Annotated in this window: 20 protein-coding genes; 13 read left to right on the forward strand and 7 right to left on the reverse strand. The window is 46.3% G+C overall.

Annotated features, from left to right (window positions below):
* Positions 1–7 precede the first annotated feature (7 nt).
* Positions 8–751 (forward strand): Stp1/IreP family PP2C-type Ser/Thr phosphatase, encoded by a 744-nt coding sequence (locus tag H6F77_RS22915; RefSeq protein ID WP_190491220.1) that lies wholly within the window; start codon positions 8–10, stop codon positions 749–751.
* 92 nt (positions 752–843) lie between these two features.
* On the opposite strand, the gene H6F77_RS22920 is transcribed toward H6F77_RS22915, so the two are convergent.
* Positions 844–1509 carry a ComF family protein gene (locus H6F77_RS22920; protein ID WP_242022474.1) on the reverse strand — a complete coding sequence of 222 codons (666 nt, stop codon included), beginning with the start codon at positions 1507–1509 and terminating at the stop codon, positions 844–846.
* Between the two features lie 152 nt (positions 1510–1661).
* Here H6F77_RS22920 and H6F77_RS22925 point away from each other — a divergent pair, with 152 nt between their 5' ends.
* The 3 genes from H6F77_RS22925 (at position 1662) to H6F77_RS28760 (ending at position 11166) form a co-directional block, all read left to right on the forward strand.
* Positions 1662–5801 (forward strand): PAS domain S-box protein, encoded by a 4140-nt coding sequence (locus tag H6F77_RS22925; protein WP_190491222.1) that lies wholly within the window; start codon positions 1662–1664, stop codon positions 5799–5801.
* A gap of 241 nt (positions 5802–6042) precedes the next feature.
* A complete protein-coding gene (locus tag H6F77_RS22930; RefSeq protein ID WP_190491223.1) occupies positions 6043–8019 on the forward strand; it encodes a sensor histidine kinase in 1977 nt (658 codons plus the stop codon).
* A gap of 507 nt (positions 8020–8526) precedes the next feature.
* Complete coding sequence (locus tag H6F77_RS28760) at positions 8527–11166, forward strand: putative PEP-binding protein (RefSeq protein ID WP_190491224.1); 2640 nt, start codon at positions 8527–8529, stop codon at positions 11164–11166.
* A gap of 136 nt (positions 11167–11302) precedes the next feature.
* On the opposite strand, the gene H6F77_RS22940 is transcribed toward H6F77_RS28760, so the two are convergent.
* Complete coding sequence (locus H6F77_RS22940; RefSeq protein ID WP_190491279.1) at positions 11303–11830, reverse strand: baeRF3 domain-containing protein; 528 nt, start codon at positions 11828–11830, stop codon at positions 11303–11305.
* Between the two features lie 220 nt (positions 11831–12050).
* Between H6F77_RS22940 and H6F77_RS27495 the strand changes: the two genes are divergently transcribed.
* Together H6F77_RS27495 and H6F77_RS27630 are read left to right on the forward strand one after the other, a co-directional pair.
* Positions 12051–12275, forward strand: a complete 225-nt coding sequence (locus H6F77_RS27495) for a hypothetical protein (protein ID WP_199321492.1) — start codon at positions 12051–12053, stop codon at positions 12273–12275.
* On the forward strand, positions 12276–12416 hold the full coding sequence (locus tag H6F77_RS27630) for a hypothetical protein (protein WP_206753492.1): 141 nt from the start codon (positions 12276–12278) through the stop codon (positions 12414–12416).
* Positions 12417–12538: 122 nt separating this feature from the next.
* On the opposite strand, the gene H6F77_RS22950 is transcribed toward H6F77_RS27630, so the two are convergent.
* Positions 12539–13438 carry a baeRF3 domain-containing protein gene (locus H6F77_RS22950; RefSeq protein WP_242022478.1) on the reverse strand — a complete coding sequence of 300 codons (900 nt, stop codon included), beginning with the start codon at positions 13436–13438 and terminating at the stop codon, positions 12539–12541.
* On the opposite strand from H6F77_RS22950, the gene H6F77_RS28070 reads away from it, so the two are divergent.
* Positions 13438–13575 (forward strand): hypothetical protein, encoded by a 138-nt coding sequence (locus tag H6F77_RS28070; RefSeq protein ID WP_242022481.1) that lies wholly within the window; start codon positions 13438–13440, stop codon positions 13573–13575. The two genes, H6F77_RS22950 and H6F77_RS28070, sit on opposite strands and share 1 nt — an antisense overlap.
* Positions 13576–13876: 301 nt before the next feature.
* Here H6F77_RS28070 and H6F77_RS27500 read toward each other — a convergent pair whose 3' ends face one another.
* From H6F77_RS27500 to pirA, 3 genes are all read right to left on the reverse strand, one after another.
* Positions 13877–14026 (reverse strand): hypothetical protein, encoded by a 150-nt coding sequence (locus tag H6F77_RS27500; protein WP_199321493.1) that lies wholly within the window; start codon positions 14024–14026, stop codon positions 13877–13879.
* 273 nt (positions 14027–14299) lie between these two features.
* Positions 14300–15151 (reverse strand): DUF1361 domain-containing protein, encoded by an 852-nt coding sequence (locus H6F77_RS22960; protein ID WP_190491226.1) that lies wholly within the window; start codon positions 15149–15151, stop codon positions 14300–14302.
* A 677-nt stretch (positions 15152–15828) separates the two neighbouring features.
* The gene (pirA, locus tag H6F77_RS22965; protein ID WP_190491227.1) at positions 15829–15984 is read right to left on the reverse strand and encodes an arginine synthesis PII-interacting regulator PirA; all 156 of its coding nucleotides are present in this window, start codon (positions 15982–15984) and stop codon (positions 15829–15831) included.
* A gap of 357 nt (positions 15985–16341) precedes the next feature.
* Between pirA and H6F77_RS22970 the strand changes: the two genes are divergently transcribed.
* The 6 genes from H6F77_RS22970 to H6F77_RS22995 all read left to right on the forward strand — a co-directional run bounded on the left by H6F77_RS22970 (position 16342) and on the right by H6F77_RS22995 (position 21557).
* Complete coding sequence (locus tag H6F77_RS22970; protein WP_190491228.1) at positions 16342–17133, forward strand: SAM hydrolase/SAM-dependent halogenase family protein; 792 nt, start codon at positions 16342–16344, stop codon at positions 17131–17133.
* A gap of 200 nt (positions 17134–17333) precedes the next feature.
* Positions 17334–17993 carry a DUF2301 domain-containing membrane protein gene (locus H6F77_RS22975; protein WP_190491229.1) on the forward strand — a complete coding sequence of 220 codons (660 nt, stop codon included), beginning with the start codon at positions 17334–17336 and terminating at the stop codon, positions 17991–17993.
* Positions 17994–18007: 14 nt separating this feature from the next.
* Entirely contained in the window at positions 18008–18619 is a 612-nt protein-coding gene (locus H6F77_RS22980; protein WP_199321494.1) for a hypothetical protein, read from the forward strand.
* Positions 18620–18680: 61 nt separating this feature from the next.
* Positions 18681–19349, forward strand: a complete 669-nt coding sequence (locus H6F77_RS22985; RefSeq protein ID WP_190491230.1) for an ElyC/SanA/YdcF family protein — start codon at positions 18681–18683, stop codon at positions 19347–19349.
* A gap of 25 nt (positions 19350–19374) precedes the next feature.
* On the forward strand, positions 19375–20490 hold the full coding sequence (gene dprA / locus H6F77_RS22990; protein WP_190491281.1) for a DNA-processing protein DprA: 1116 nt from the start codon (positions 19375–19377) through the stop codon (positions 20488–20490).
* A 263-nt stretch (positions 20491–20753) separates the two neighbouring features.
* Entirely contained in the window at positions 20754–21557 is an 804-nt protein-coding gene (locus H6F77_RS22995; protein ID WP_190491231.1) for a hypothetical protein, read from the forward strand.
* Between the two features lie 69 nt (positions 21558–21626).
* Here H6F77_RS22995 and H6F77_RS28765 read toward each other — a convergent pair whose 3' ends face one another.
* The gene (locus H6F77_RS28765) at positions 21627–22934 is read right to left on the reverse strand and encodes a tetratricopeptide repeat protein (RefSeq protein WP_190491232.1); all 1308 of its coding nucleotides are present in this window, start codon (positions 22932–22934) and stop codon (positions 21627–21629) included.
* Positions 22935–22969: the final 35 nt, after the last annotated feature.

Genomic DNA, 22969 nt, shown 5'->3' on the forward strand with positions numbered 1-22969 from the left:
GCGATTTATGAAACGTCGCTTCATCGGCCTCACCGATCCGGGACTCGTGCGGAGCGTAAACCAGGATGACTATCACATAGACACTGACGGACGATATTTTATCGTTGCTGATGGTATGGGAGGGCACGCAGGAGGCCAGGAGGCGAGCCAGATCGCCACACAGGCAATTCAGAAGTATCTGGATAAGAATTGGGATTCTCGTGAAAATTCCCAACTGTTAATGGAAAAAGCTTTTTATGAAGCGAACCAGGGCATTTTACAAGACCAATTCGATAATCCAGAGCGTGCGGATATGGGCACTACAGCAGTGCTATTGCTGTTCCGGAGAGATCAGGCTTGGTGCGCCCATGTAGGTGACTCTCGTCTATATCGAATGCGGGGTTCACAGTTAGAGCAGATTACTGAAGACCATACGTGGGTAGCACGGGCGATGAAAGCTGGTGATATGAGTCCCGATCAGGCTAGGGTTCACCCTTGGCGTCACGTATTATCCCAATGTTTGGGGCGGAAGGATCTGCGGATGGTTGAGATTCATGCCGTTGATGCCCAACCGGGCGATCGCTTCTTGCTTTGCAGTGATGGTCTTACTGAAGAACTCTCCGATTCTTTGATATCTGGATACCTCCAGTCGAACGCAGCCTGCGATAAAGCAGCTGAGGCTTTGGTTAATGCTGCTAAAGAAAAGGGCGGTAGAGATAATATCACTGTAGTTATTGTTGCTAGTGATGAATCGAGTCAGAACCAATCTTGACTGAAAATAGGGCGTTGGGTTAAAAAGCCTCCGCAAGTTCAGCCTAAGAACAAGGTCAAAAGTAAAAAGCAAAAATTCTTCCTTTGGCCTTTTTAGTTCTTATTTTTACTTTCCGCCTGCCTGGTGCGGGGGGGAGTAGCGATCGCTACTAATCCATACACCTTAATGCCTTGCTGCTTCAGCGTCTCGGCAGCTGCTCTTGCTGTTGCCCCAGTAGTGTAAATATCATCTAGTAACAGTACAGATCCAGTTGGGCGACGACGCTTAAATCCTTTGCCCAAAGCAAAACAATCCATAAGGGTTTGTTCTCTCCCACTGGCAGATAGGCCAAACAAAGCTTCAGTTTCGCGCACTCGTTCTAAACCTAGCTGTTGCAAAGGTAACTTGGTATAATCGCAAAAATACTGAGCCAGCAAATCGGCTTGGTTATAACCGCGCTGTTGTTGCTTTTTGGCGTACATAGGGATGGGCACAACAGTTAGATGGGGAATTGAGAGTGATGATTTTAACCAAGCTTCAGCCAGCCATTGACTTAGCGGACGCGCTAGTTGTGGCTGGTTGTCGTATTTTAGGGCGGCGATGGCGCGTTTAATGGCACCGCCATAAACACCCCAAGCAAATACAGGCAATTCACATTGCCAAAATTGGCTGGGATTTGGCAATTGGCAGGATTGTAGTTGGCGATCGCAGTATTGACAGAATTCACTCGAAGTTGCACGCTGACAAAGCGGGCAACTAGCCTGGAGAAAAACACTCATTAAGCCAGAAAGCTTTTTACCCCAAAAACCCATCTTAAGCTTCGCCTTTCACGCTTTTAAAAATAGTACCTTGCTCAGACGCAAGCCGCTAGTAAACCTGACGAATTTATTTGCAATAGTTGAAAATAAAGAAAGGCGATTGCAAGCAATATATGCAAAAAAATTGGGATGACTATGGATACGGAATGGCTCTATTGGGTACTACTCTCCTAGTGCTTCTACTATGGCCGAGTTTATTGCCAAATCTTTTAGCAGGTAGCAATTTTATACCTCACGGGCATTGCTACCTGTGGAAACCAGATCTGGTATGGCTGCACATAGTCTCAGATTCTCTCATCGGACTAGCCTACGTCTCAATTTCATTGACGCTAGCGTATTTAGTCCACAGAGCTAGGCGCGATATTCCCTACCACTGGATGTTTTTAGCATTCGGATTATTCATAATCGCCTGTGGCGCTACCCACTTTATGGAAGTGTGGACGCTGTGGCATCCTACTTATTGGCTATCGGGAAGTATTAAATTAATTACCGCGAGCGCTAGCATAACTACAGCGATCGCGCTGCCGCCCTTAATACCTCAAATTTTAGCACTCGTTGCAGCCGCCAAAACATCAGAAGAGCGCAGATTAAAACTAGAAACTGCCAACAAAGAACTAGAGGCGCTATATGAAAAACTCAAACGACTCGACCAGGTTAAAACAGAATTTTTTGCCAATGTTAGCCACGAGTTACGCACGCCTCTCACCCTAATTTTAGAGCCAAGCGAAAAGCTAATTAAAGCTGAACTTACCAACGAACAACACCACTACTTAGAAATAATAAACCGCAACGCCCGTCTCCTGCTCAAGCGCGTCAACGATTTGCTTGACATCTCCAAACTGGAAGCAGGAAAAATGACCTTGGACTATGCCCTTGTTGACGTAGCGGAACTGGTACGCATAACTTGCGCCCACTTCGATACGTTGGCAGCGCTAAGAAAAATATCATTTTCTGTAGAAACGCCCCCATCATTATTTGCACAAATAGATCCTGAAAAATTTCAAGGCATCTGTTTTAATCTCCTCTCCAATGCGTTCAAATTTACCCCAGAAGGAGGCAGCATAAGTTGCATTTTTAAGGAAGTGGGAGTTGAGCAAGATGGGATAAATAATAGCGTTTATAAAAAATCAGAAACAATTGAACCCGATCGGCACATCCAAAGTGCAAGCTCAAAAATCAAAAGTTCGCATTGTGAACTTATTGTTCAAGACAGCGGTGAAGGCGTAGCGCCAAATCTTAGAAACATAATTTTCGAGCGCTATCAACAAGGGGAAGTCAATTCCAGCCACAGCATTGGAGGCAGCGGTCTTGGTTTAGCTATAGTCAAAGAATTCGTCGAATTGCACAAAGGCGCGATCGCAGTCGGTGAAGCCCCTGAAGGTGGAGCGAGTTTTACAGTCAAGCTACCCCTCGTTGCGCCCCTTGGGGAGAGCGCCAACCTTGTAGAGATGCCAATTTATCGCGTCTTGGAAAGTAGGAAACTAGAAGAGTGGCAGATTGTAGAGGCTAACAGTGCAACATCTCTACAATCCAATCCAAAATCCAAAAAATCCAAAATTCCAAATCCTAATTCCCCCCTAGTGTTGGTGGTAGAAGACAATCTGGACCTGAACAGGTTGATCGCCGATACATTAGCGGGTGAGTTCATAGTCGCTAGCGCTTTCGATGGACGCGAAGGCTTAGAAAAAGCAATCCAGCTCAACCCCGATTTAATTCTCACCGACATGATGATGGCTCATCTAAACGGCGAACAACTGGTGCGCGAAATACGCCTACGCCCCGAACTAGAAAGCATCCCCATTATCTTGCTAACAGCTAAAGCCGACGATGCCCTGCGCGTTCAGATGTTGCGAGAGGGCGCCCAAGACTACCTGATGAAACCATTTTGGGCTGAAGAATTACTCGCACGGGTTAACAACCTCATCGCCATAAAGCGCGTCCGCGAGGTACTCCAACAGGAAGTAGTTAGCAAAAACCAGGACTTAGCGGTATTAGCCAACGAGGTGACATCAGCCAAACGCGAACTGCAAAAACTGGCATCTGAGTTAGAAATCCGCGTGCAGGAACGCACTGCCGAGTTACAAGCAGCTAATAAACTGTTGCAAGAAGAAATAGCTGAACGCCAGCGGACAGCAAGCGAACTATACAAGGAAAGAGAACGTTTCCGGAGCTACTTCGCTCTGCCTCTAGTGGGTATCGCCATTACTTCACCAGAAAAAGGGTGGCTCGAAGTTAACGACAAATTGTGCGACATATTGGGGTATTCCAGACAGCAGCTCATGTCGATGAACTGGGCAGAGTTAACTCATCCCGACGATTTGGCAAGTGATGTGGAGCAGTTTAACCGACTATTGGTGGGTGAAATTCAAGGCTATTGCCTTGATAAACGTTTTATCCGCAAAAACGGGCAGACTATTCACGCTAGCATTTCAGCTGGCTGCGTGCGTCGCGCTGATGGCTCGGTCGATTACGTGGTGGCTCTGATTGAGGACATCACCATTCGCAAGCAAGCTATAGGGCTGCTGCTAGAGCGTGAATCTATTCTTCGCAGTTTTTACAACAGCGCTCCGCTGATGATGGGAGTAGTTGAGCTGGTTGATGATGATATCCTGCATATTTCTGATAACGCAACGAGCGCGAAGTTGTTTGGGCTAACGCCAGAGGCGATGCAAAATCGGCTTGCCAGCGAAATCGGATTACCGCCAAACTACCTGCAAATGTGGATTGAGCGCTATCGTTCTGCTGGTGAGGCTAAGGCTCCTATACGCTTTGAATATACTCACGAAAATGGCGAGGGTAGTAGTTGGCTGGCAGCCACAGTTTGCCCAATTGTTACAAGTTCTGAGGATAGTCAGAGATTTTGTTATGTGGTTGAGGACATTACCTCGCGCAAGCAGGCTGAGGAAGAGATTCGCACTTTGAACGCAGAACTTGAACAGCGAGTCATCGAACGTACAGCACAACTGGAAGCTGCCAACAAAAGTAAGGATGAACTGCTGCTGCTGGAGCAGAAGGCACGCAAACAAGCTGAAATGACAGGGCTGGCTTTAGCCCAGTCTGAGGCGCGTTACCGGGCGATTGGCGAGTCGATTCCGTATGGTGTGTGGATGTGCGATAAACATGGGGGGATTATCTACGTCAGCGACTCTTTTCTTCAGTTAATTGGCGTGAGTTTAGAGGAGTGTCAGGCGAAAGGGTGGACAAATTGGCTGCCGCAAGATGATGTAGAACCCGCGATCGCTGCGTGGAAAAACTCTATTGAAAATAGCAATTTTTGGGACTACGAGTACAAAATTTTAGGTACGGATGGTCGTCACTATGCCATCTTGAGTCGTGGAGTACCCGTGCGGGATGCGGCGGGCGAAATCGCCTGTTGGGTGGGGATTAATTTGGATATCACCGAGCGCAAAAAGTTGCAAGAAGCGCTAAAACAACAGACAGAGGAATTAGAGCGAGCAAGTCGCCTGAAGGATGAATTTTTGGCAATTGTCTCCCACGAACTGCGAACGCCGATTAATTGCGTCCTTGGGTGGGCTACTTTGTTGCGTACCCGGAAGTTTAATGAAGCCAAGGCAGATATGGCCCTCGAAACCATAGAACGCAATGCGCGATCGCAGACTCAGTTGATTGAAGATATCTTGGATATCTCGCGCATGAGTCGCAATGACCTCCAGCTAAAGCTTGGACCCGTTAACCTCGTGCCTCCGATCCAAGCGGCAATTAATGCAATTGCACCTCAAGCTGAAGCTAAGGCAATTCAACTAATATCTTTTATTGAACCAAGAGCCGTTATTGTCAGCGGTGATAGCAAACGCTTGCAGCAGGTAGCGAGCAATTTACTCTCCAACGCTATCAAGTTCACCCAGGATGGCGGGCGTGTTGAAATCGAATTGTCAGTAGTAACGGGCAATGGTGAATTGGGAATGGGCGATGGGGAAGAGGCAGAGATTCTCCAATCCAAAATCGAACAATCGCCAATCCCGTATGTCAAGATGCGGGTAAGCGATAGCGGCAAAGGTATAAGCGCCAGCTTTATGCCCTATGTCTTCGATTTGTTTCGCCAGGAAAATGGCGGTATCAGGCGATCGCATGGTGGACTTGGGCTGGGATTAGCCATTGTGCGTCACCTGGTAGAACTGCACGGTGGTGACATCACCATCCACAGCGCTGGTGTTGGGCAGGGAACCACTTTTATCGTAAAGCTACCACTCTTGCAACAAGACTTCCCACCCTTGAGTGTAAAAATGTTATAGCTAAAAACAGGCTGTACTCTTTTCCCCAAAAGCAGGTGGTAAAAGATGTTTTTAGGTTAATAATCTGTTTCACATTTAATTTAACTAAAGGCACTAACTAAAAATCTTGAAGCACATAGCTTTTATTTGTTTTGCATGACAGCGCTCGTTTCCAGGCAGAGTTTGGGAATGCTTTTGACTTGTTTAGCATAAAACAAGCGAATACAGTGAACTTATCGGGGGGCTGGCCGCTATTTCCAAGATGACAGAAACAAAGCAGGCTAATACATATCCCCCTCTGGTGGAGAGTCTTCCAGAGGCACAAGGACACCAAGAACGCGCAGCCTTGATTCGCGAACAAGCGGCTCGGACTCTAGCGGAGGCGACCCAATGGCGGTTTGCCTTTTTGGCCGAAGCAAGTACGCTGCTAGCCGCATCCCTCGACTATGAGACAACCCTTGCTAATGTGGCTGATTTGGTAGTGCCCCATCTAGCTGACTGGTGCTTTGTTTATGTGGTTGGGGAAGATAAGTCTATCAGCCAAGTGGCAGTAGCTCATATAGATAAAGACAAGGTGAAACAGGCGCAAAAACTGCATGGCCGCTACCCGCCCGATCCTAACGCACCGCGTGGCGTAGCAGGAGTATTGCGTAATGGCAAGTCAGAGATTTACGCCGAAGTATCAGAAGCACAGTTAGAGGAAGTAGCCCGCGATCGCGAACACTTGGAAATTCTTAAGAAAGTGCAGATCAAATCCGTGATGCTGGTGCCGATGAAGGCACGCGGGCAAACGCTGGGCGCGATCGCCTTTATCACCTCAGAATCAGATCGTCATTATGCAGCAGACGATCTGGCTTTGGCAGAAGACCTAGCCAGCCGCGCCGCCCTAGCTGTAGATAATGCCCGACTATATCGCGAAGCAGAACTTGCTGCCTATCGCACTGCCCGCTTGCAAGCAGTGACGGTCGCCCTCGGATCGGCTATCACAGTAGCACGGGTGGCTGAAGTTGTGGTTGAACAAGCGATCGCTTCTTTGAGTGCATCTTGTGGCTTAATTGCCTTGCTCAATGAAACCGAACATACTCTAGAAATTGTGCATGCGATTGGCTATCCTATTGAGCTAGCCGAAGCCTGGAGCAGTTTCCATATAAACACGCCAGTTCCCCTAGCCGAATCCGTGCAAACTGGCGAAGCCATTTTCATACCAACCAAGCAAGTCTGGGATCAACGCTATCCACACCTAGCCTCAGCCGCCACCATTACAGGCAACCGCGCTTTCGCTGCTATCCCGCTGATGGTGGATGGGCAGGCAGTAGGGGCGATGGGGCTAAGTTTCGATGACTCCAAGCACTTTGGTGCGGATGATTGTGCTTTCATGGTGTCACTCGCCCAGCAGTGTGCCCAAGCTATGGAACGCGCCTATTTATACGAAGCTGAACAGCGGGCACGCGAGGCGGCGGAGGCGTCCAACCGCATGAAGGACGAGTTCCTGGCTATTGTTTCCCACGAACTGCGGACACCCCTCAATTCAATGTTGGGCTGGGCTAGTTTGTTGCGTAGTCGCAAGTTTGATGAAGCCACTACAGCACGCGCTATAGAAACTATTGAGCGCAATGCTAAGTTGCAGAAACAACTGATTGAAGACATCTTGGATGTCTCGCGCATGATGCAGGGTCAAATGCGTTTGAATATTCAGCCAGTTCCACTAGCACAGGTGATTCAAGACTCTATTCACGGCCTAGTGCCATCGGCGCAGGCAAAGTCGATTCAACTTTTGTCCTCTATTAAAAATGAAGGGGCGATGGTTGCGGGCGACCAGAACCGCTTGCAGCAGGTGGTGTGGAACCTTCTCGGCAATGCCATCAAGTTTACTCCGTCGGGCGGGCGCGTTGAGATCGAATTATCTGTAGTTATGGGGAATGGGGAAGAGGAAGAGATTCCCCATTCCCCATTCCAAAATCCAAACTCCAAAATCGAACAATCCCCCATTTCCTATGCTCAGATTCGGGTGAGCGATACTGGTAATGGCATCAGCCCCAGCTTTCTGCCATTTGTTTTCGAGCGCTTCCGCCAGGAAAATAGCAGTACTACGCGATCGCATGGTGGACTCGGGCTGGGACTGGCGATCGTGCGCCAACTGGTAGAACTACACGGCGGTATGGTAGCTGCTGACAGCCTCGGCGTTGGGCTAGGAGCCACTTTCACCGTCTTGCTGCCACTCCTGAAAAAGACTAAGTAACGTTGACTTCAGGCTGAGTAAAAGAAAGATTTTAATTTTGAATTTTTAACTTATAAATCATAATTGATGAATCTCTCTACGAGTCCTCACTCAAACCTAACAATTAATTCAAATCAATAACTTTATAATTGTAGGTATAATTAGCTACTTTTAGATTGGCAAATGCTTGCTATTATGTGGGTGTAGAAATAATATTATCTTTGTTTTAATGCCACAGAAACTTTAATTAATAAGTGATTTTACCTAACAGCGATCGCGCGATCGCCAAAATAATTTAAATTATAATTTTCTAATTTTGAGAAAATAAATTAGACTCTTTAGCTAAAGATATTTATTTTAATTACTGATTGATAATTTGTAATGTGCTATAACGCACTCATTACCACTTTGATAATATTTATAGCAGAGTTTAACTAAATTGGTATAAAAATAAAAAAGCAAAATTCCTAAATACAAATTTAAAATAAATTAATAATTTCTAAATCAACCTAAAAATTTATAGTTATTGTGGACAACCTTTACTGGCTCGACCAGATACAATCGGCTGACCGTCCCCTAGTAGGTGAGAAAGCTTTTACTCTAGCTGGGTTGTTGCAGGCAGGCTTTCCCGTCCAACCTGGTTTTGTGGTTCCGGCGCCAAACTTTCGGGAATTTCTAGAAAGTATTAATTGGACAGAGCCGTTGGGCTTCGATCTGCCGCATTCTTCACTGCATCTGGATGTCGATAATCCCCAGCAGTTGCAGCGGGTAGCCAGACAGATTCGCTGCGAAATTAAGAATGCTGCTCTACCCCAGTCGTGCGTATCAACATTGGAGGTAGGGTGGAATTGCGTAGCATCAGCCCCATCTTTAGAATGCGCCCCCTCTTTGGCGCTGCATAACGGACTATTACCCCCAGAAACTTCTGGACTATATGAATCGCACATCTGTTTGCGAGAACCGGAAGCACTGGCTATTAGCCTCAAGCAAACATGGGCAGAGGTCTTTCGTTCGCGCAGTCTATTTTACTGGCAGCGTAGAGGTATCGAGATTCTTCAGCTTTCCTTAGCTGTTTTAGTGCAACCAGCAGCTAGAGCGATCGCCAGCGGGACTCTAGAACTCATACCCACGGGTTTTGCTATCCAGGCAACATGGGGAGCTAATATTGCCCTTGTCAAGGGTGAAGTGATTCCAGACTTTTACCTGATACACCCAGAAACCGGGGAGGTGCTATCGAGGGAAATAGGTACAAAAACAAAGGCTTATCGTTTATCTCTCGAACACGCGCAAGCAGTGAAAAGCAAGAGTGTTCTGCAAGCTTATCTACTCGACGACGAGCAACAAAAACAATACGCCCTAGAAGAAACCTACCGATGCCAGCTAATCGAGTTGGCAATGCGGCTCAACGCGAACCTGAACAAACCTTTTTACTTAGAGTGGACGCTCTGCAAACTAGAAGATAGTTCCGCAGCGCAACTGTATATCACCAGTATTAGTACGGGGGACGAGGGGATTAAGGATGGCAGATTGGGGATTGGCAGAATTCTTCCCCAGCACCCATTGCCCCTACTCCCCAGAGCAGCTCCCAGCTTTGTCAGTCACGAACCTGCGTCTGTTGCACAAGCGTCGGCGGGTATGTTTCCACCACAGCACCATCACTTAGAAGTTGCTCTTAGTGAAAAGTTAACAACCGAAAAAGCAGCCAGTCCATTAGTGGATGCTTTCGCAACACTGAATTCTGTTAAGCATGAAGTATTTTCAGCTCAGTCTCTAGAAGCCACGAATTTGATAACAGGAGTGGCGGCGGCGTCAGGACGGGTAGTTGCCAAAGCACAAGTGATTCGTGGCGTAAGCCATAATTGGTCAAGTATTCCACCAGGGACGATCATAGTTGCTAAAAACGTTCACCCGGACTGGCTGGTGCTGCTAAGACACGCTGCGGGTGTTGTTGCCGAACAGGGAGGAATGACTTGCCATGCTGCAATTATTGCTAGAGAATTGGGCATCCCAGCCGTAGTTGGTGCTGCGGATGCCACCCGACTAATTCAAAGTGGCGAGGATCTGAGGGTGGATGGAGATAAGGGAGAAGTTCATATAGGTGACTGGGGAACTGACGACCCCCTTTGGGAATTAGAGGCAATGGGGAACCCGGAGACTGCTATAGGGATTGGGGGCAATGGAGAATGGCAACTTCCGGCTCCGGACGCCCAATCCTCAATCAGCAATCGCGATTACCCAATTCCGATTGCTACTCAACTACTCGTCAACCTGAATCAGCCAAACTCGATTCAGCGTGCTGCTAATTTACCAGTGGATGGGGTGGGGTTATTGCGCTCGGAACTGATAGTTCTGGAAGTGCTGGAGGAGCGCACCCCCTTGTGGTGGCTCGAACAAGGGCGCAAGCGCGAGTTGGTGCAAAAGCTGACGGAGAAAATATGGCAGTTTGCCCGTGCCTTTGAACCGCGTCCCGTATTTTACCGCTCTTTGGATATGCGAGACTCGTTAGCAGTCGCTGCGCTAAATGAGAAATTTCCATCTTCGGCATCGTTCGGATCTACCGAAGTCGATCCGATGCTGGGTATGAGGGGGACATTAAGTTATATAGCAGACCCAACTTTATTCGAGATTGAACTGGCTGCTTTAGCTCAGGTATGGGAAAGGTATACAAATGTCAATTTAATTTTGCCTTTTGTTCGCACTGTTGAGGAGTTTTCCTTTTGTCGGCAAAAAGTTGAGCTAGCTGGGCTGACTGGGCATTCCCAGTTCCAGCTTTGGATTATGGCTGAGGTGCCTTCTGTGCTGTTTTTACTACCAGAGTATGTAAAAGCTGGGGTGCAGGGGATAGCGATAGGGACGAACGATCTAACACAGTTATTGTTGGGAGTCTCTCGCGATCAAGCGCATATGGTAGCGGCGTTTAATGAGCGTCATCCAGCAGTGATGAGCGCGATCGCTCAACTAATTGGGGGAGCCAAACAAGCAGGCATACCCTGCTCGATTTGCGGGGTAGCACCAGCGAGGTATCCAGAAGTGATTGATGCCTTAGTGCGCTGGGGCATTACCTCAATTTCGGTCGAAGTGGATGCGGTTGAGCGAACATACAGCGCGATCGCCAGAGCTGAACAACGCCTAATTTTAGAAGCAGCCCGTCGTCAGTTAGAGAATTAGCCATTTCCTTTTTCTTAGCTCCCCACGTTCCCATGCTCTGTCTGGGAATGTGGGGGCAAGGGGGGAACAAAATATCACTTCAATAACAGAAGATTACCCATTTCCCCCCTTAAAACAAGAAAGTTACAAGCGCTAATTAATAGCGGTAAATAGCCGCTACAGGAGCTTCATCCGGTACTTTCTCAGGATCGACAGCATAGACAGTGCCACCATTCAACAACGTATGAATAGCAGCAAAATCCAACATATCCTCATCGTCCGGCTGTGGTTCCGGGTGTAAATCTACAGTCATCGAATCTGGGTCAAAGCGCCCCCATTGATGCTGACCTAACGCCACAAATAAAGCATCAACCCGTTGATAATAAGCAGATTGGATGACTTCTTTTAGATCGTGAGAAGCTTTGCCAGTATCAGAGCCAGCTAGTTCCTTATACTGCTCTACTGCCCGCTCAATGCTCTGCTGAAAGATAGGCTCAACAATTGGCCAAGCTTGTTGCTGCAATTCTTCTGGCTTGAGAATTTCCGGATTTCCAGTAATACCTTCTTCCACTAAATGTTGATAAGTATTCGCTTCTTTGTAAACCGGGAAAAGATACTCAACTCCCGCCAACACTAAAGGCGATTTCTTATTCCGCAGGAAGTCGTGCAAGGCACCATCAATCAGATAGAATTACAGTTAAAAAAACTGAAGTGGACAACATTGATCATCATTGACTCGCAAGCGGTGAAAAATACCTGCAATGCGGGTGTGAACTCGTTCATGCTTTTGTTTCTACAAATCAACCAATGGGATTAAAAGGAATCTAGCCGTTGATACGCTTGGATTCCCATTCTTCACTTATTGCACCCCAGCGAATTTCACCGATGATGCCGGGTTGGTTGAAATGTTGACGCTCAACATCGACTATTTCAAATCGAAACCGGTCAATATTCCCAAGATCGCTATTCTGCTAGACCACGGTTATCACCTTGATTATTTGATTGAGAAGTTAGAGCAGGTTTATCCTCAGATCATGACAAAAATCACGTTTGAGCGTTCGACGAAACCCTCGAAACACGAGAAGGAGGTGCAAGGAAAATCTGGATTTGTCCCAGCCATCGCACGATAGGTGATTGAACGTTCCAATGCGATGAAGCGGCTCTTTCAAGAGGACTTACGGGCGTTGACTCTGTTGATATGGAAGCGTGCCAATCCCTATGGCACGCTTCAGTTAGACATACATCAGCGGCTAAAATTGGATGCTGTTTAAAGACAGAATTTTTCTAGGATGAGCTAGTAGCAGAACTTCTAGACATGGCGTGTCTACTTCGTTGCAGCTTCGCTACCTTTACCCCTAAATAGATTCTTCCACATCCTCGCTTTCCTTACCAATTAGTAGCGAAATACTGCCGCAACAGGGGTATTGTCCGGTACTTTTTCCGGTTCAACAGCATATACCGTTCCTCCGTGAAAGATCGTTTGAATCGCTGCTGCATTGAGCAAATCTTCATCACCAAGCTGAGCCTCATTGTGTATCTCAAGCTCCATTGAGTCTGGGTCAAAATGTCCCCATCTTTGTACGCCAACCGGAACAAAAAGCTGTTCTACACGACCATAAAATGCCCCTTGAATGACTTCATTCAAATCATTTGAGCCTTTGCCAGCCGCAATTGACTCATGATAATAATCGATCGCTTTTTCCTGGTCTGCCTTAAACTGTGGCTCTACGATCGCCCACGCTTCTGCATGAAGCTCTTCCGCTGTTCGCTCCTTTGTGTTGTGTTGAATTCCTTCTTCCACAATGAAATTGTAGGTATTCGCCTCTTGGTAAATCGGCAGCAAATAGTTAACCCCAGCTAGCACAAGCGGCGATCGACGATTGCGGAAGAAGTCGTGCAAGCTTTTATCAACTAACAGGAAATATTGCAGCAAATCTTCCTTAACATTTTCGCGTTCGCCGCCCTGTCCGTGATAGGAACCACCTGCTTGCAAAGCTGAACGACCTGCGCCCGCGCCCTGACGTCGCTGTTCATCTTTCGCCGTTTCGTCATACTGCAAGGCGTCATCCATGCTCTTCGGCAAGCCTTCGATTTCGACTTCACGGGTGATGCCGTAGCGGTTGCATTCCACAAGGCGCACATCACGTTGACCGAGCGTGAGAATATAGAAGCGGTCATCTCCACTCAACAGCGGAATTAGTGGCTTGAGATGAAAGCGATCGCTTACGACTACCAGTTCAATCAGGTTGATCGGTACACGATAGAAACGGAAGAACCCTTCTGAGATGAACAATGCTAAACCTGCGTTCTGTTGCTGCCAGAATTCATCTTCATCCAGTTCACTCGCAGGCTGAAGAAATTGGCTCGGATCAGTCGGGTGCAATTCATATTTTTCTAACTCCACTTTCGCCTGCCGAAGTAGATTTTTAAAGCGGACAGAGTTTTGCTGAGTTTCTGAACTAAGCTGCACGGTCGGCATATAAATTGATACACACAGTCCTTGCGGCTGTTCGACGAGTTCTTTCAGTTCTTCGATCGAAAGGAAGCTCATATTATTAAGACAGGATTAAAGAGATGTGCAAGAGAATCCTCATACTATAAAAACTTTTCCAAAACGAAGCCCCTGCCGAATGGTAGAAAAGAAGCTCAGAGGTCGCTGCAATACGCCAGGAAAACTAGATTCAAAAGGGGTAAGGACGTTAATCCAGAACTGTCCAAAATTGTAAGGATGTCAAATGGGTTCTATATCATCCTGGTCTGCACTTCCCTGCCCGTGAAAACTACCAAGCTCTTGGAAAGAATTGTTAGTTCCCCCTTTTGATGTGGCGATACGGTGCTGACCCTCTTTGGCAATCTCGTCATAGTCGAGGGCTTCATCCATATTTTTAGGTCAAAGATCTGCCCCCTTTTGTATGGGCATATAAATTGAGACGCACGGAGTAGAGGGGGTTTCTATTAAAATTTTTAGTTCATCGACAGACAATAGGGACATATTGTTTAACTCCTAATCAATGTTATCAAAAGCTGACCTAATCTAAATTCATTTGATGTCGAGACTGGTTCACTTTCATCTTTCTTTTGATTAGAAATTCTTTGCCTTATACCCCTTCTTTAGATGGAGAATAAGGCGGGTGAGGAGTGTATAGAGCATCACTTAAGACTGAGCTGTTGGCGAGCCTGTATGGGATAGTTTTTTGTGGGGAGCTTGAGCCGATTCTATACGCCAAATAATCCCCAAACTTACCTGCTTCATCAGCCAGTACAAACCAGCAATTACGACTAAGGTTACAAACATCACCAACGCGGGGCGTTTGCCAGCCAAATCATCCAAGATGCTGTCAGCCAAGGTGTGTAGGTTAGTAACAAAGTCCCAGCTATTAAAGCGTAGAAATCGCCCTAGATAGATACCAACTGCGCTAAGAGCATGAATGCATAACTCTACCCAAAGGATGAATTTGCCCCAGCCTTGGCGTTTCATGTATTCGCCCAGGTTAATTAGAGACAGCACGTAAGCTTCAAACCCAGTCAAAATAAACAACAAATACAGAGGGATGACAAAGAGAGAAATTGCCCATATTGAGTAGTTGCTACGAATATCTTCGACCAGGTGAATGACATCGGTCAAAACATAGGGAGCGTTGGGCAAGAAGGCGATAAAAACGAGGAATCCGAGCCACCAAAAGAGCGATCGCGATCTGCCCTGGCGCACTATCCAAACATCCAAGGCGATCAGAACTAAAGTTATCGCCCAGACAACATAGTTCGTGCGATTATCTCTGAGGAAACGAATAGCATAGCTCGCAACAAACGGTGCTTTGGGCAAAAATGTGGCAACAAGCAGCAGTCCAATCCACCAAAAGTGAATGTACGCTCGCCTGCTGCGAAACAGCCAAACACTTAGAGCCAAAGGTACTAAAGCCAAAAATAGATTCCAAGCCATCCAAGAATTATTGCTTGACCAAGCACGCAACATCTCAGCACTAAAGTCAATCAGTTCAGTTTTCATAGGCTGCCTCACAGAGTAAAGAGGATTAAAACGATCGTAACTACTACTACATTACTAACTCTCAATTTTGTTGGAGAGCGGCGATCGCATCCTCTATGCCCTACTTCGCAAGCGATCGCCCCCGAAATGCTTTCGCATTCCCTAGTCGCTAAAATTGTAATCTCCCATCCGGAAGAATCGCTCTAATAAGATTAACTCGACTCACATAATTTAAGTTTAGGATTGCGGGGTTTAAGTTATGAAGCTAACTACTGGTAAAGCTTCCACCATTACCCTACTACTAGAGTAAATGTCATTTTTTAGGAAATTTTACATAAAATTCCTGATGCTATTCCAATAAATGCAAATCTAGTAATACCTTGTAAGCCAGTAACGGCAAAAATTGATAATAATTAGGACTGCCCTAGTCCTGATGCCGTCACGCAGCCGACTTTAATATGTTGTTTAGGAACACTCTCTTAGATGTGCGTTGGGGCTATGTATCGAATGCAATCGCTCCAACGTACAAACGCTACAAGCTGTAGCCGCGCCCTCGTCGAAATTTTATTAATAAGAAACCCGTTTTCTTCCTTGAAAACGGGTTTCTGACACGCCAACGGGGATGCTGCGTTGGGTAGCATCCCCGTAATTTCTAGTTAATTATTTTGATTTAACTGTAAGGCTGTAGCGTCTGCCTTTTAGGAAAGATAGCTGGCTTCTGCTTCCAGCATACGAATCAGCTTTTCATCGCCTTTAGATCTAGCTACTTCTAGGCGATGTTGCAAGTTCTTTTGCAGATTGGCCCGATGAGCGGCAGCCACTTGTTTCAAGGTTTCTTGGCGTATAGTGTTCATTATGGACATCCCTTCCGATTGCTTTGAGTTATCATCTTTTGTTCTTATTTTTAAGATAACACGGGCGTTGGCTATATGCGAAAAAACTGTGCTTAAAGATACAGAATTTTATAAAAAGTTTATGTAAAGAAAAGCGTGGTTATCGTAATGCCCCCACAGGGGAGCATATTGTAGAGACGCAATAAATCGCGTCTGGAGCCGAAAGGTATGAGGAACATGGACTAGAGCAGCTATAAAAATACTCGTTGTAAACTGATGCGGGGGCTGAGGCGGATAACCGTCCACTTAAAAAAAAATAGTCTTCGGGTGTGAGGATTGGCTGCGATCGCGATCGCACCGCCCAATTAATCTATAAAGATGGCTCAAAATAGACTGCTGACTCTTTTAAGCGATTTCGGTCTGAGTGATGTGTATGTAGGGGTGATGAAGGGCGTCATCGCCAGAATTAACCCGACACTGACTATAGTGGATATTACCCATGAGATCCCGCCTCAGAATATTGCTGCTGGTCGGTTTTGTCTGATGAATGCTTACCCGTATTTCCCTGACGGAACGGTGCATGTTGCTGTTGTCGATCCGGGTGTGGGAAGTCACAGACGAGCGATCGCAGTTCAATTATCCAACTGTTTCTTAGTTGGCCCAGATAACGGCTTGTTCAGCGGTGTCCTCAGTCACGCTCAAGCCATTATTGCCGCTGTAGAATTGACAAACACCGACTACTGGCGCACAACCCAACCCAGCACAACCTTTCACGGTCGAGATATATTTGCGCCAGTAGGAGCGCATCTAGCAGGCGGCGTTCCCCTAGAAAAACTTGGGCGAACAATCGACCCCTCAACTTTAGTGCAGCTTCCCATACCTGAATGCACCCAAACCGAGGCTGGTATTATAGGTTGCATCCAATACATTGACAAGTTCGGCAACTTAATTACCAATATCCCCGGTATTTTAGTTAAGGAAAAAACTTGGACTGTTGCGGCTGCTGGGATAAGCATACCCAGCGATACTAGCTATAGTAATAGCCAAGTTGGTGTTCCCCTAGCTTTAGTTAGCAGCGGGGGTTGGGTAGAAATTGCCATTAACAGCGGTAATGCTCACACCAAGTTGCAACTAAATTGGGGAGATGCAGTGCAGGTTATGGTTAATTAAAAGCCACAACTTTGCAAGACGGAATTCAGAAAAATTGTGGGGTTATAGTTTCCTTTACCCGCGCAAAGATTACACCAACTACTTCGCTATTTTATTGAAATATTATATTTGAATATAATCTAACTGGCATAAAAGAGCAGGATACTTTAGCGTTTTATTTAGAGAGTCAACATCATTTCAGCAATGAAGGTTAAGAAAGCATGACAACTGTGAAGCAGCAGGAACCGGAAGTTTATCAAGGTCAGTTTGGCGAGTTTACGATAACACAGAGCGATCGCGCTGGTGTCAGGATTTACCGAACTGGCTTGGCGATCGCAGCGCTTACCTTTGCGCTGGGGAGCGGACTGGTTCTATTCTCTAGCAACAACCCAGCTGCTATAGCTGCACTCACTCCCATCTATGCGTGTTTCTGCGCTGCGCTGGGCGTTAGTCTGGTTACAATTCATATCTATCTAGCACCGCTGCACCGACTGCTACAACTTTTTTGGGCAATCGGCGTTGTCACCGCAGCCGTACTGACCATACAAAGCAGCGAGCCTCTTGCCTTATTCGTTTACAACCACCCAGCTAGCCTTCTGGGGATAGGTTTTACTTTTGCGGCTTTGACGGGGATTTATTTCAAAGAAGCCTTCTGCTTTAACCGACTTGAGACCAAAATTCTTACGCCCCTAGTGCCCTCACTGCTGCTGGGGAACCTTGCAGGCGTTTTGCCAGTCGATGGGGAAAAGGTTTTGCTAGGAATGTGGGCGGTTCTGTTTGTGGTGTTTGCACTCCGCAAAGTGGTGCAACCAATTCCACCTGACATTGGTGATAAATCCGTTTTTTCCTATCTTAAAGAACAGCGTTCAGCTAGGGCTTAATATTACAGCTTTCGATGGCAGCCGCAATCATTATCAGTTTCTTGCTCAGTGGATTTCCTCAACTATCTGTACCTCACCCGCCGTTATCAAACCAGATAGTTGTAGAAGGAAATTATGTTATCTCCGCCAAGCCTACGGCTAGCCCTACAAACTTGTGGGAAATTATACCGCCGCCGTTTGGGGAAATTATCGAAAATAGCTGTAGTAACGTCCCCAGCGGCTTAGGTATTCCAGGCTTTCAACCGGGGCTAAATAAAAATGATGTTCTCAATATGCTGGGGGTACCCAGTGAAAGTTCGTCAGGGTATTGGCCTAACACGAATGCTGTGTCTTATGACTTAATACCAGATGAGGTTAGTTTGGGCTTTTTATTTGATATAAGCTCTGAACAAATTCGCCAAACAGAGGCATCTTTTACTTCAAGGGTAGATTTGAAGGTTATTTTAGTGACGTTGAATGGAATGTTAGGTTGCAAACTCAATAACAAAATTGAGCAGGGGTTAGAAAAGGTACGACAGCGACAGTCGCGCCGATACTCGTTTAGAATGAATTCTCTCAAGGGTGTGATTGAGCGCGATAAGCGCGATCGCATCTATATAGGTATCTGGCAGTCAGATTTACACTGAAAAAATTAAAAGGCAAAATCAGTGCTTCAGTTGTTAGGGGAAATTTTATCTAAAAAATAAAATGAATGTAAATAAAATAAAAAATATTCGCCTAATACATCGTAAAGAAATGTGGACGCTTACATTTCAAGGGTGGATTGTTACCCTGCTTTGTATAGCGGCGTTAAGTCTTGGTATAGTTACTAATTTACACTCATTTTTATCAGTAAGTTCCCCTGTACAAGCTGATATATTGGCTGTTGAAGGATGGTTGCCGGATGAGGCGCTAAAAGGTGCGATCGCTGAATTTAACAGCCATTCTTATAAAAAGCTAATTACTACGGGATTGCCCTTACTCAAGGGTTCTTATCTGGCTGAATACAACAACTTTGCAGAACTGGCAGCAGCAACTTTGATAGCACTGGGGTTTGACCAACAGAACCTAGTAGCGGTTCCCGCAACTGACGTTATCAAGTATCGTACCTATGCAGGTGCAGCCGCACTTCGTCAGTGGCTAGAAAAATCAGATTTAAAAGGAAAATCGATTAATATTTATACGCTGGGCGTCCATGCACGCAGGAGTTGGCTTATTTTCAAACAAGTGCTAGCTCCTATCGAAGTCGGTGTTATTGCCGCCAAACCAATAGATTACGATCCTAAAAAGTGGTGGAATTATAGCGCTGGTGTTCGGTCAGTTATTGATGAAACTATCGCTTATATTTACGCACGTTTAGTCAATTGGCAAATCTAAATTCGGTGCATCTGAGGTGAATAACTTGGTAGAAGAACGCGCCTTTTGGGTGGCTTGGTCGCAAATTCCTAGACTTGGCCCGGTTTTGCTAAAGCGAATGCAGCAGCACTTTGGTTCTCTGTCGGCGGCGTGGGAGGCAAATGCAATTGATTTGGGGGAAGTAGAAGGGTTTGGCTATCAGACAGTTAATTTAGTGCTGCAAGAGCGATCGCGTCTTAACCCTGAAAAAATACTCCAGCAACATATCTCCAAAAATCCTCATTTCTGGACTCCCGCAGACGCCGAATATCCCCGCTTGCTGTTAGAAATTCCTACACCCCCACCAGTCTTATACTACCGAGGCAAAGTTCAACCGGAAGAGAATCAAGGCATTACACCAGCTATAGGTATTGTAGGTACTCGCTACCCAACAGAATACGGCAAAAGATGGACTCGCAAAATTAGTGCGACGCTGGCAAAGAAAGGCTTCACAATTGTTTCTGGAATGGCAAAAGGAATCGACACGGAAGCTCATCGCGGCTGTCTTGAAGCTGGTGGAAGGACAATTGCCGTCTTTGGAACTGGGGTAGATGTTATTTATCCTTATCAGAATCGGGAACTTTACAAACATATTATCGATAAGGGTTTAGCTGTCAGCGAGTATCCAGCAGGTAGCCAACCAACAAAAGAACATTTTCCCCCACGCAACCGCATTATTGCTGGCTTGAGTCGTGCCATATTAGTGATGGAAGCTCCTGCTAAATCTGGAGCGTTGATTACAGCTTATTATGCCAATGAATTCTGTCGGGATGTCTACGTTTTGCCTGGATCTTTGGATAATCAGAATTCGCTTGGTTGTTTGGGATTATTGAGTAAAGGAGCGCAGGTGATTATGGGTGAAGATCATCTGTTAGAAATGCTAGGAGAAATTCCTCAACTCGATTCAGTACAGCAGTTGTCGTTATTTCCCTCATCTCCCGCGCCGGATCTGGAACCAGAATTAAAACGGGTGTTACAAGCTATTTCCTCAGAACCGACACCGTTTGATTTAATTGTGCAGCAATCTGAGTTAGCAGCTAGTTCGGTATCGAGCGCGTTGTTGCAATTAGAATTAATGGGGCTAGTATCTCAATTGCCGGGAATGCGATACCAGAAATGTTGAGAGCGATCGCAATTCATTCTCTTTTGCCTTCGACGATTCTGGCAATGCGGATTAAAGCAGCAGATCATACTTTGGGCAGATAAAAGTTAAGTAACTGTATGATAATTAATCATTTGATGAGAGAAAAAACTAATCCTAAGATAGGTTTCCTACTGAAGACTACCTGCAAAACTCTGACACAGATCTTATTCAATCTCAACAATTGTAGTTGTGAGATTGCAATTTGGTCTTAAGAACGAAATCAGTCCAGGAGGAAGTAAACCATGCGATCGCTACTTGGCGGAATAATTGCCAGTATTACGCTGTGTGTACTGCCAGCTCAAGGTGAGGTTCATAATCTCCACATCCAGGCGCTCAAAGATCTCAACTTATCCAAGCAGCAGCGCTCAAATCCATCAACTGGGCGTCCAGCATCTACCCAACGCCCGCGTTCCACATCATCCAGCGCCCGAGTCTCTGACGCACAGGTTGCCGCACTCGTAGAAGCACTGCGGCGGGCAGCACCCAAGACGGGCAAAGCCAACGATGGGCTATATAGCGAATGGCAAGTGACGCCGCAAATTATTCCCAGTTGGTCTAAACAATGTGTGGGGCGATCGCTGACACCGCAGGAATTTGAAGCCAACGCCGCAGCAGCGCGACAAACTGTTACCTGCATCGCACGGCGCGAGTTGCAGAAGCAGTATGGCGCTAGTGGCAACAATGAACCCCTAGCAGTGCGTCGCGTCGCCTCGTGGTGGTTTACTGGCGACGCGGGGCGTTACAACAACGGCGGGACTGCTTCTTATACTCAAAGAGTTTTCAATTTCTATCAGCAGGCGCAATCCAATGGCTCGACTCAGCCGAGGACTTCGCCCCAGCAGCCTAGTCGGTCAACCACTCCATCGCCATCACCATCACCTAGTCCATCGCCATCACCTTCACCCAGTCCATCGCCTTCAGATAGTCCATCACCTTCACCTTCACCTAGTCCATCACCTTCACCTTCACCTAGTCCATCACCCTCACCTTCACCTTCACCTAGTCCATCGCCATCACCTTCACCTTCAGCCTCACCACAAGGGTAAAAATAGGCAATAAAGGCGGAGCCAGTCTGTTCGTAAAAACAGACTGGCTAGTATTGAAATTTCTTTAAATTACCTATCTATAATTAACTTCTGAAAACGCTCATCGTCTCGAATTGCATCAAAACTTAAGTCAGTTTTTGCATATTCTCTAAATGTTTTCCTTTCGAGAGCGAGTGCCCGCTGTAGGCTTTCGATTGCTAAATCAACCTTGCCTTGTTCGGCATAGCAACCAGCTTTGGTATACCAAGCGTAAGCGTATTCAGAATTAATTTCAATGGCTTTGTCACAAGAGGCGATCGCATCTGCATATCGCTTCAAATTGCCTAGCGCCAAGCTCCGATTAGTCCAAATGCTAGCGTCATTAGGCTCGATTTCAATTGCTTTATCGTAAGCGGCGATCGCTTCTTCGTAACGTTTTGATTGAGTTAAAACCCAACCAATATTATGCCAGCTTAGAGAAAAGTCTGGCTTAATTTCAATAGCTCTTTTATAAGAAGCGATCGCATCTTCCCCGCGTCCCAAACTATATAACGCCCACCCGCGAGCGTGCCAAGCTTCATAATAGTCTGGCTTGAGGTGAATCGCTTTATCGTAAGCCGCGATCGCTTCTTCGTATTTTTGCGAACTTGCTAACTTCTGCGCTTTATCGTACCAACCCAGATGGGGATTAACCACCCTACGCGCCAGCAAACTAACAACAATAACTCCTAGTAGCAAAAATTTAGACGATGCGGTGAACGACTCGGCTCCCTTAGCTACCATATCCAGTGGAATATCTAGATTGGCAATGCTCCTATAAGCTCCCAGCCAGAAAATGCGATTCAAATCCTCTACAAACCACAGCAGCCCGAACAGGAAAAATATTCCATATTGACCAAACTTTCTTAATTGAAGTTGAGTTTTTTCGGGCAACCAAGGCTCGATAATGCCATAACCATCTAGGGGTGGAATTGGCAGCAAATTCAAAATTATAGCAGCGATTTCTAGCAAAATCAGAAATGCTAAAGCAGGCCATATCCAGCCATCGCTATCCTGGGGGGCAAAACCAAACAAAAAGGGTATTGCCAGCAATAAAGTAACAAGAATACTAGCAATCGGGCCTGCTGCTGAGACTGCACTGTTCCACCAGCGATCGCGCAATCTTCTCTTATCAATATAAACTGCTGCCCCAGGTAGCGCAATTCCACCGATAGCGAGAAAGATAACGGGCAGAACAATACTCCCCATTGGGTCTATATACTTTAACGGATTTAAAGTTAAATACCCCTTATCTTTAACTGAAGTATCGCCCCCCCAATAAGCAACAACTGCATGACCAAACTCGTGCAGGCAAACTGATAGAATCCAGCCAACACATACGAATGCAACAGTTAACACTGCTTTACTCCAGTTTCAGTAGGGTGGGCACTGCC

It is taken from the genome of Microcoleus sp. FACHB-831, assembly GCF_014695585.1.
In the GTDB taxonomy this organism is placed as follows: Bacteria; Cyanobacteriota; Cyanobacteriia; order Cyanobacteriales; family FACHB-T130; genus FACHB-831.